Source organism: Micromonospora sp. I033 (assembly GCF_053890995.1).
Genome location: NZ_JBSSLX010000215.1, coordinates 1 through 9,691 on the forward strand (window position 1 = coordinate 1; position 9,691 = coordinate 9,691).

Genomic DNA, 9,691 nt, shown 5'->3' on the forward strand with positions numbered 1-9,691 from the left:
TGTGGGTGACCAGCGCCTGGTAGAGGCGGCCGGCGTAGGTGGCCCGGCTGCCGGCGCTCCAGGTCACCCCCTCGGCCCAGGCCGGGACGCCGGTGCAGGCCACCAGCGCGGTCTCGCCGGCGGTCGCGGCGATCCCGGTGGCCACCGGCAGGGCGGCCGTCGCGGCGAGCAGGGCGGCGCCGCCGAGCAGTGCGGTCAACCCGCGTCGAAGTCGCATGACATACCTCCTCATCGATGCGCCGGAGGCTATCAGTTAACTTTGTTAAATGTAAATGCCCGATGGGCTCAGGGCGTGGCCGCCGCGCCCTCGCGCTGCCGGCGGATCAACTCGGCGGTCGCGACGCCGAACAGGACGAGGGTGGCGGCCAGGCTGAGGACCAGGTTCGGCAGGCGCGCGGCCACCGGCAGGAGGGCGACGGCGACGAGGACGCCGACCACGTGGGAGAGCGGGATGCGTCCGAGAACCTCGTGGTCGAGGGTGGCCCGGCCGATCAGGAACAGCGCGGCACCGCCGAGCGCCAGCGTGGCCTGGATCGCGTCCGGTCGTGTCCCGGGATGCGCGATGACCTGGCTGAAGGCCGCCGCGAGGCCGACCACGCCGACCACCATGAGCCAGTGGGCGTACGGGTTGGTCTGCACCAGCCGGTGGCGGTGCGGGGCCTCCTCGATCGCACCGCGCAGCCGGGCGCCGGCGCCGCGGGCGTAGCTCCACCACAGCAGCACGGCCGCGACGAACGCCGTGGCGAACGCGCCGACGCGGCCCGCGCTGAACGGCATGTGGCTCAGGGTCAGGACGGAGACGAGGATCAGTTCGCCCAGGGTGAGGACGTAGATCTGCTGGTACCGCTCGGCCAGGTGCTCCGGCACCACCTTGTACTGCGGCAGCGGGGGCCGGCCGGGGATCGGGAACCGGAAGCCGAACGCCACATAGTCGACGGCCAGCGCCACCAGCCACACCGCGAGCCGGGCGCCGGGGTCGGGGACCAGGCCGCCGGTGATCCACAGGATGCCCGAGACGGTGGTCCAGCACAGGACCCGGATCGGCCGCTCCCGCTCGGGACGGCCGCGCAGCGCGGGAATGAGCACCAGGGCCCGGCTCCAGTTGATGGCGGCCCAGGTGGCGCCGAAGATCAGCCCGTGGCCGTCGAACGCGGTCGGCAGGGCGGCCGACATCAGCATGCCGCCGAACATGATGCCCAGCACCACGAGCTGGATGGGGCGCTCCTGGGGGCTGTAGAGATCGGTGAACGAGGTGGTGGTCACCCAGACCGCCCACAGCGTCGACAGGGTCAGCAGGGCCTGCGCCAGCCCCGCCCAGCCCTCGTGCGCCATCTTCTCCGACGTCAGGGTCAGGGTGGCGAGGAGCGAGAGGTCGAAGAAGAGCTCCAGGAGATCCGATCGGGATCCCGCCATCATGGTCCGCGTTATCGGGCGACGTCCGCCATCCATCACAGCAGGCCTTCTTGATCTGGAGGCGCCGAGGACCAGGCCACCGGGCCGGCCCGCGCCGCCCCGTGGCCCAAGCTAACCGACGCCCACCGCCGTGATCGGCCGAACGCGGGACCCGGGCCGTCGCGGCCGCCGGCCCGGGTTCTTCACTGCTTGGTTCACCGCATTAACCTTGGGTGACGTATCCGGGGCGAGCCGCCGCGGGTGGCGACAGGGAAGGTAGGCGACATGGACGCCAGACGCACCACCGTGCGCGACATGCGTCGGGCCAACCGGTCGGTCCTGCTCACCCGGATCTGGCTGGACGGCCCGCTGAGCCGGCACGAACTAGGCCAGTCCACCGCACTCAGCCTGGCCAGCGTGAGCAACCTGGTCGGCGAGATGATCTCCGAGGGCCTGGTCGAGGAGGCCGGCTCGGTCGAGTCCGACGGCGGCCGCCCCCGGGTGCTGCTGCGGGTCGCCCCCGGCTACGGCTACCTGGTCGGCGCCGACGTCGGCGAGACCCGGGTGCAGGTCGAGCTCTTCGACCTGGCGATGACCGCCCTCGCGAAGGCGGAGTATCCGATCGCCGCCGCCGAGCCGGACCCCCGGCAGGTCACCGACCACCTGCTGCACGGGCTCACCGCGGTGATCGAGCAGGCCGGCGTCGACCCGGCGGCGGTGCTCGGCTTCGGCGTCGCCGTCTCCGGCACCGTCGAACGCACCGCCGACGCCGTCGTGCACGCGCAGACCCTCGGCTGGGACGGCGTGCCGCTCGGCGCCATGCTGCGCGCCGGCACCGACATCCCGGTGCACATCGACAACGGCGCGAAGACCCTCGGCCAGGCCGAGATGTGGTTCGGCGCCGGGCGCGGCGTCCGGCACGCGGTCGTCGCCCTGGTCGGCTCCGGCGTCGGGGCCTGCGTGGTGGCCGACGGCGTGGGCTACCGCGGCGCGCACAGCAGCGCCGGCGAGTGGGGGCACACCACCATCGTGTACGGGGGCCGGCGCTGCCGCTGCGGCAACCTCGGCTGCCTGGAGGCGTACGTCGGGGCGGAGGGGGTGCTCGACCGGTTCCGGCAGGCCAACCGGGGCCGCCCGGCGGCCGGCGGCGACGAGGAGAGCGCCTTCGGCGAGCTGCTGCGGGCCAGCAGCCGCACCGCCGCGAGGGTGCTCGACGAGACGGTCGGCTACCTCGGCGCCGGGGTGGCGAACCTGGTGAACCTCTTCAACCCCGAGCGGGTGGTGCTCGGCGGCTGGGCCGGCCTGGCCCTGGGTGAGCGCTACCTGCCGCAGATCCGCGAGGTCACCGCGCGGCACGCGCTGCGCCAGCCGTACGCCCAGACCTCGATCGAGCTGTGCCGGCTCGGACCGGACGCGGTCGCGATGGGCGCGGCGACCCTGCCGATGGCCCGGCTGCTGCGCGACGGCGGCGTGCCGCGCGAAGCGGCCGCCCGGTTGCTGCCGGCGCCTGCGCAGCCGTCGCGGCGGCCCCGCTCGCGGGCCCGCTGAGCCACCGGGCCGGCGGCGGGAGCGCCACCGGCCCGGCCCCGGCTCAGGACGGGAGCGTCCACTTCTGGTTGGCGCCGCCGGTGCAGGTCCAGATCTGCGTCTTCGTGCCGTCGGCGGAGGTGTTGCCGGTGACGTCCAGGCACTTGTTCGCCTGCGGGTTCACCAGGTCCCGCCCGGCCGTCCAGGTCCACCGCTGGGCGGCGCTGCCGTTGCAGGTCCACAGCTGCACCTTGGTGCCGTCGGCGGTGCCGCCCCCGGCCACGTCGAGGCACTTGCCCAGCGCGCGGAGGGTGCCGTCGGCCGCCCGGGTCCACTGCTGGTTCGCGCCGCCGGTGCAGCTCCAGATCTGCGCCGGCGTGCCGTCGGCGCTGCTGTTGTCGGTGACGTCGAGGCACTTGCCGCCGATGCCGGTGACGGGGCCGGTCGTCGTGCCGCCCCCGCCGGACTGGGTGCCCGACCAGGTGAAGGTCGCGGTGGTGCGGGCCGGCAGGGTGTAGGTGAAGGACTGCCCGCCCCAGACCACCTTCACCGACTGGGCGGAGGTGCCGCCGTTGTGCGCCAGCAGGGCCTTGGACCCGTCCGGGTTGCGGTACGCGACGTTCTGCACCGTGCCGTTGGCGGTGGAGTCGATGCGCACCGCCCCGGGCCGGACGAACTTGGTCAGGTGCCCGGTGGTGTAGTACTCGATCGTGTAGTCGACCTGGCCGGCGCGGGCGCCGCCCTCCTGCACGGTGATCAGGCCGGTGCAGGTGCCGCAGCCGCCGTTGTGCGGGCCCATGAACTGGTTGACCGCGAGGCTCCACTTCACCACGCTCCGGCTCCAGTTCCGGGCGTAGTTCACGATGTCGGCCATGTCCTCGTTGTGCTGGTTGCCGATCCAGGTGCCGCCGGAGTGCTCGGTGCTGAACTGCGGCACCGCCGGGTACTGGCCGCGCACCTGGCTGCCGACCGCCGGGTCACCCCAGTACCCGTGCCAGGCGATGCCGCCGAAGAGCGGGTCGGTGCGGACCGCGCTGTCGGCGAGCAGCCCGGAGCCGATGGTGCCGTAGTCGCCGTAGTTCCAGTCGTGGACCAGCACCTTGGTGGTGATGCCGGCGGCGCGGAACGCCGGGTAGACGAAGTTCTTGGTCAGCTCGACCAGCCCGGAGGAGTTCCAGCTCATCCCGGGGTAGTCCATGGCGGTGGGGTTGCCGGCCTGGCAGCAGTTCGGCTCGTTCTGCACCGAGAGGTAGTCGACCTTCACGCCCCGGGCCGCGTACGCCTGGATGGTCTTGACGAAGTACTGGGCGTAGGTGGCGTAGTACTCCCACTTGAGCCAGCCCATCTGGTCCATCCGGCCGTTGTCCTTCATCCAGCCGGGCGCGCTCCACGGCACCACCATCACCCGCAGCGCCGGGTTGAGCTGCCGGGCCTGCGCGGTGAGCAGTTCCACGTTCGTGTCGTAGCCGTTGGCGCCGAAGTCGTTCAGGTCGCAGCAGGTGTCGTCGAGCGAGACGTTGCCGGGCCGGGACAGGTCGGAGGCGCCGATCGGGTTGCGCACGAACGACAGGCCGATGCCGTCGGTGGGGCTGAACAGCCTGCGCATCACGTCGTCCCGGGTGGCCGCGCTCACCGGCCCGCCGCGCAGCAGGTACGCGGTGGTGTCGGTGATGGACGCGCCGGCGCCCTCGAACGGCTGGTACCGGGTGTTCTCGTCGACGGTGACGGTGTGCGTGGCGGCGGGGCTGGTGGCGGCGAAGCTCAGCGGGCTCTGCTGTTGCAGGCCCCGGGTGACGGTCCGGCCGCCGGAGTCGGAGGTGGTGGTCAGCCAGACGTTGACGGTCTCGCCGGCGGCCTGCGCGGCCGGCGGCGGGGCGAGGGCGAGGGTGCCGGCCGTGAGGCAGAGCGCCAGGACGGCGCGGCCGGCGAGGCGGGGAACGGTGGTGGGGGACACGGATGCTCCTTCCGGATAAATCGACATCCGCGAATGAGAAAACCCCTCACACCTGCTTATGTCAAGACATGAAAAAAGTGGACGGGGGCGTGCCGGGGCGCGGCGGGGCAGCCGCCCGGGAGGATCCCGCGCGGCCGCCCCGAGCGGCCGGGTCAGCGCTCCCCGCGCACCCGCCGGATGGTGTCGCGGTACCAGTGCGCGCTGCGCTTCGGCGTGCGCCGCTGGGTGTCGTAGTCCACCCGGACGATGCCGAACCGCTTGTCGTAGCCGTACGCCCACTCGAAGTTGTCCAGCAGCGACCAGGCGAAGTAGCCGCGCAGGTCCGCGCCGGCCTGCCGGGCCCGGGCCACCGCCCGCAGGTGCTCGGTCAGGTACGCCACCCGGTCGTCGTCGGCCACGAACCCGTCGGCGTCCGGCTTGTCGTCGAAGGCCGCGCCGTTCTCGGTGATCACCATGGGCACGCCCGGGTAGTCCCGGTGCAGCCGGACCAGCAGCTCGGTGAAGGACTCCGGCACGATCTCCCAGTCCATCGCGGTGCGCGGCAGGTCCCGGCGGACCACCCGGCGCACCGGCCGGCCGTCGTCGTCCCGCTCCCGGCCCTGCTCGTCCACCCCGGAGTGGACCTGCCCGAAGTAGTAGTTCACCCCGAGCACGTCGATCGGGGTCGAGATGACCTCCAGGTCACCGTCCTCCACCGGGATCCGCACCCCCTCGGCCGCCAGGTCGGCCACCACGTCCTCCGGGTACGCGCCGCGGAACACCGGGTCGAGGTAGAGCCGGTTGCCCAACCCGTCGGCGGCCCGCGCGGCGTCCCGGTCGGCCGCGCTGTCGGTGGCCGGGTCGGCGGTGGACAGGTTGACCGTCAGGCCCAGCTCGATCGGGGTGGCCGCCGCGGCGCGCAGCCGCTGCACCGCCAGCCCGTGACCGAGCAGCAGGTGGTGCGCCGCGGCGATCCCGTCACCCAGGTTCCGCCGGCCCGGGGCGTGCAGGCCGTACGCGTACCCGAGCATCGCCGAGCACCACGGCTCGTTCAGCGTGGTCCAGGTCTTCACCCGGTCGCCGAGAGCGGCGAAGACCAGCTCCGCGTAGTCGGCGAAGCGGTAGGCGGTGTCCCGGTTCGGCCAGCCGCCCGCGTCCTCCAGCTCCTGCGGCAGGTCCCAGTGGTAGAGCGTCACCCACGGGTCGATCCCGCGGCCGAGCAGCTCGTCCACCAGGCGGTCGTAGAAGGCGAGCCCGGCCGGGTTGGCCGGCCCGCGCCCGCCCGGCTGCACCCGCGGCCACGCCACCGAGAACCGGTAGGTGTCCAGGCCCAGGTCCGCGATGAGCGCCACGTCCTGCGGCATCCGGTGGTAGTGGTCGCAGGCCACGTCGCCGTGGTCGCCGTTGGCCACCGCCCCCGGCACGCGGCAGAAGGTGTCCCAGATCGACGGCGTCCGGCCGTCCTCGGCCACCGCGCCCTCGATCTGGTACGACGAGGTCGCCACCCCCCACCGGAAGGTCGGCGGCAGGGTGTCGATCGGGTCGGCCTGCCCGGTGGTGACGGTGCGGGTGAGGTCGGTGTCCATGGTTCTCCTCGCGGTAGCGGGTCGTTCGGTCGGACGGAGAGCGGGGGGTCAGCGCGGGGCCGAAGCCACGACCGGGTGCAGCCAGCAGGCGACGTCCCGGCCCGGTTCGGCGGCGCCCAGTGCCGGCACCTTCTTGTCGCACAGGTCGAACGCCTTCGGACAGCGCGGGTGGAACGCGCAGCCCTCGGGCATGGCCCGCAGGTCCGGCGGCGAGCCGGGGATGCCGGTCAGCTCGCGGCGCGGGCCGCGCAGCGCCGGGAAGGAGTGCAGCAACCCCTCCGTGTACGGGTGCAGGGCCCGCCGGTACAGCTGCGCGGCGGGCGCCTCCTCGACGATCCGGCCGCCGTACATGATGGCGATCCGGTCGGAGAACTCCACCAGCAGCGACAGGTCGTGGGTGATGAACAGCACCGCGAAGCCCAGCCGCTCCCGCAACTCGGCGAGCTGGCCGAGGATCTGCCGCTGCATCACCACGTCCAGCGCGGTGGTCGGCTCGTCCATGATGACCACCTGCGGCTCCAGCGCCAGCGCCATGGCGATCATCACGCGCTGCCGCATGCCGCCGCTGAGCTGGTGCGGGTAACTGTCCAGCCGGTCGGCGGCGATGCCGACCAGGCGGAGCAGGTCCCGGGCCCGGGCCAGCCGCCCCGCCGCCGTGGTCGTCGGCTCGTGCGCCTTGATCACGTCGAGCAGTTGGGTGGAGACCTTGTGCACCGGGTTGAGCGAGTTCATGGCGCCCTGGAACACGATCGAGGTCTCCGCCCAGCGGAACTGCCGCAGCTGCGCCGGGGTGAGGGACAGCACGTCGACCGGCGGGCCGTCGACCGGGTGGTAGATCACCTGGCCGCCGCTGACCACGCCGGGCGGCGGCAACAGCCGGGTCAGCCCGTACGCCAGGGTGGACTTGCCGCTGCCGCTCTCGCCGGCCAGCCCCAGCACCTCGCCCCGGTGCAGGGTCAGGTCGACGTCGCGGACGGCGTGCACGGCCGCGTCGCCGAGCCCGTAGTCGACCCGCAGCCCGCGGATCTCCAGCACCCGATCACTCATGGTGCGACCTCCTTTCGGGGGGCCGGCACCGCACGGGTCGGGGCCAGCACGGGGGTGAAGCCGACCCGCATCCGCACGCTGCGGCCGTCCGCGGTGCGGATCCGGGTCTTGCCGGCGCTGCGCAGCCGGGGGCTGACGAACTCGTCGATGCCGAAGTTGATCAGGGCGAGGGCGGTGCCGAGCAGCGCGATGGCGAGCCCGGCCGGAACGAACCACCACCAGGCGCCCTGCGCGAGGGCCTGCTGGCCCTGCGCCCAGAACAGGATGGTGCCCCAGTTCCAGGACGAGATCGACGAGATGCCGATGAAGGCCAGGGTGATCTCCGACATCACGGCGAAGATGACCGTGCCGACGAAGCCGGACGCGATGATCGCGGTGAGGTTGGGCAGGATCTCGAACAGGATGATGCGCCAGGTCCGCTCGCCGGTGGCCCGGGCCGCCTCCACGTAGTCGCGGCGGCGCAGCGACAACGTCTGGGCGCGCAGCACCCGGGCGCCCCACGCCCACGAGGTGAAGCCGATGATGAGCGCCACCAGCGTGTCGCTGGCCTGCTCGACGATCGACGTCACGATGATGATCAGCGGCAGCGCGGGGATGACCAGGAACACGTTGGACAGCGCCGACAGCCCCTCGTCCGCCACGCCCCCGATGTAGCCGGCGGTCACGCCGATGAGGACCGACAGGATCGTCGCCAGCACGCCGGCGAGCAGACCCACCAGCATGACGCTGCGCGCGCCGACCAGGATCTGGCTGAAGATGTCCTGACCGAGATGCGTGGTGCCGAACCAGTGCGTGGCCGACGGGGGCTGCAGCACGTCGCCGCTGCGCGCGTCCGGGTCGTACGGCGCCACCCACGGCCCGATCACCGCGAAGAGGCAGTAGACGCCCAGGATGACCAGGCCGGTCGCGGCCTTGGCGTTGGCGACGAAGCGGAACCGGCGCCGCTTCGCCCGGCCCGGCGCGGCCGACGGTTGGGCCATCGCCCCCTGACCGGGGATGACCTGCTCGATGCTCGACGGAGAGATTGTCATCGCTCAGCTCTTTCGGGTCCGCGGGTCGAGAAGCAGGTACGCGACGTCGGCGAGCAGGTTCGCCACCAGCACGGAGATCGTGATGATCAGGAAGATTCCCTGCATCAGCGGGTAGTCCTTGGCGCCGACGGCCTGGAAGAGCTGGTACCCGAGACCCGGGTAGGAGAAGACGATCTCCACGAGCAGCGTGCCGCCGACGATGAACCCGAGCGACAGGGCGAAGCCCGAGACGTTGGGCAGCAGCGCGTTGCGGGCGGCGTAGCTGAGGGCCACCCGGCGCTCCGACAGGCCCTTGGCGTGCGCGACCGTGATGTAGTCCTCCGACGAGACGGTGACCATCATGTTGCGCATGCTGAGGATCCACCCGCTCATCGAGGAGACCAGGATGGTGGCGGCGGGCAGGATGCTGTGCTGGATCGCGCTCGGGATGAAGTACTGGTCGAACGCCGGCACGAGGCCCGGCTCGTAGCCGCCGGAGGACGGGAAGAAGCTGCCCGGGCCGGCGAACACGGCGATGGCGACCAGGCCCAACCAGAAGTACGGGATCGAGGACAGGAAGGTCGTCGCCGGCAGCAGCCCGTCGACCCAGGAGCCCCGCCGCCAGCCGGCGCCGACGCCGAGCGCGGTGCCGAGGAGGAAGCTGATGATCGTGGTGATGCCGACCAGGCCCACCGTCCACGGCAGGCTGTCGCCGATCACCGTCGACACCGGCGCCGGGAAGAAGGTGAACGACAGCCCCAGGTCGCCGTGGAGGAGCTGCCCCCAGTAGTCGAGGTACTGCTCCCAGACGCTCTCGTTCGCGTCCAGCCCGAACAGCACGCGCAACGACTCGATGGCGTCGGCGCTGATCCGGCCCTGGTTGCGCGAGATGAGGGACTGCACGGGGTCGCCCGGGACCAGCCGCGGGATGAAGAAGTTGAGGGTGATGGCCGCCCACGCGGTGAACAGGTAGAAGGCCGTGCGCTGCAGGAGGAATCTCATCGGGTCTCCTCCAGGGTGGCGGCCCCGTCCCGCTCGACCGCCGCCGGGGGCGGCGCCACGGCCGGGTCGGCGTCGGGCGCGGCGGAGCCGGGGGAGTCGGCGGCGACCGTGGCCGTGTCGTAGAGCCAGCAGGCCGCCCAGTGGCCGGGCCGGTCGCCGATGTCCAGCCGCGGCGGCAGGCCGGTCGCGCAGGG

7 protein-coding genes and 2 pseudogenes are annotated in these 9,691 nt (G+C 72.5%); 1 reads left to right on the forward strand and 8 read right to left on the reverse strand.

The window, feature by feature from the left end; all coding sequences use genetic code 11:
• Positions 1-217 (reverse strand): annotated as a pseudogene (locus tag ACW0Q9_RS25705) (glycoside hydrolase family 18); the annotation flags it as partial.
• 68 nt (positions 218-285) lie between these two features.
• On the reverse strand, positions 286-1,413 hold the full coding sequence (locus ACW0Q9_RS25710; RefSeq protein ID WP_456185552.1) for a low temperature requirement protein A: 1,128 nt from the start codon (positions 1,411-1,413) through the stop codon (positions 286-288).
• Between the two features lie 264 nt (positions 1,414-1,677).
• On the opposite strand from ACW0Q9_RS25710, the gene ACW0Q9_RS25715 reads away from it, so the two are divergent.
• The gene (locus ACW0Q9_RS25715) at positions 1,678-2,940 is read left to right on the forward strand and encodes an ROK family transcriptional regulator (protein ID WP_456185554.1); all 1,263 of its coding nucleotides are present in this window, start codon (positions 1,678-1,680) and stop codon (positions 2,938-2,940) included.
• A gap of 43 nt (positions 2,941-2,983) precedes the next feature.
• Here ACW0Q9_RS25715 and ACW0Q9_RS25720 read toward each other — a convergent pair whose 3' ends face one another.
• The 6 genes and pseudogenes from ACW0Q9_RS25720 to ACW0Q9_RS25745 form a co-directional block, all read right to left on the reverse strand.
• On the reverse strand, positions 2,984-4,873 hold the full coding sequence (locus ACW0Q9_RS25720) for a ricin-type beta-trefoil lectin domain protein (protein ID WP_456185556.1): 1,890 nt from the start codon (positions 4,871-4,873) through the stop codon (positions 2,984-2,986).
• A gap of 152 nt (positions 4,874-5,025) precedes the next feature.
• Positions 5,026-6,438 carry a GH1 family beta-glucosidase gene (locus tag ACW0Q9_RS25725; protein ID WP_456185558.1) on the reverse strand — a complete coding sequence of 471 codons (1,413 nt, stop codon included), beginning with the start codon at positions 6,436-6,438 and terminating at the stop codon, positions 5,026-5,028.
• Positions 6,439-6,486: 48 nt separating this feature from the next.
• A complete protein-coding gene (locus ACW0Q9_RS25730) occupies positions 6,487-7,485 on the reverse strand; it encodes an ABC transporter ATP-binding protein (RefSeq protein ID WP_456185560.1) in 999 nt (332 codons plus the stop codon).
• Complete coding sequence (locus tag ACW0Q9_RS25735; RefSeq protein WP_456185562.1) at positions 7,482-8,516, reverse strand: ABC transporter permease; 1,035 nt, start codon at positions 8,514-8,516, stop codon at positions 7,482-7,484. The genes ACW0Q9_RS25730 and ACW0Q9_RS25735 overlap by 4 nt, the downstream gene beginning before the upstream one ends.
• Positions 8,517-8,519: 3 nt before the next feature.
• Complete coding sequence (locus ACW0Q9_RS25740; protein WP_346534230.1) at positions 8,520-9,497, reverse strand: ABC transporter permease; 978 nt, start codon at positions 9,495-9,497, stop codon at positions 8,520-8,522.
• Positions 9,494-9,691: pseudogene (locus tag ACW0Q9_RS25745) on the reverse strand (hypothetical protein); the annotation flags it as partial. The gene ACW0Q9_RS25740 and the pseudogene ACW0Q9_RS25745, both read right to left, overlap by 4 nt.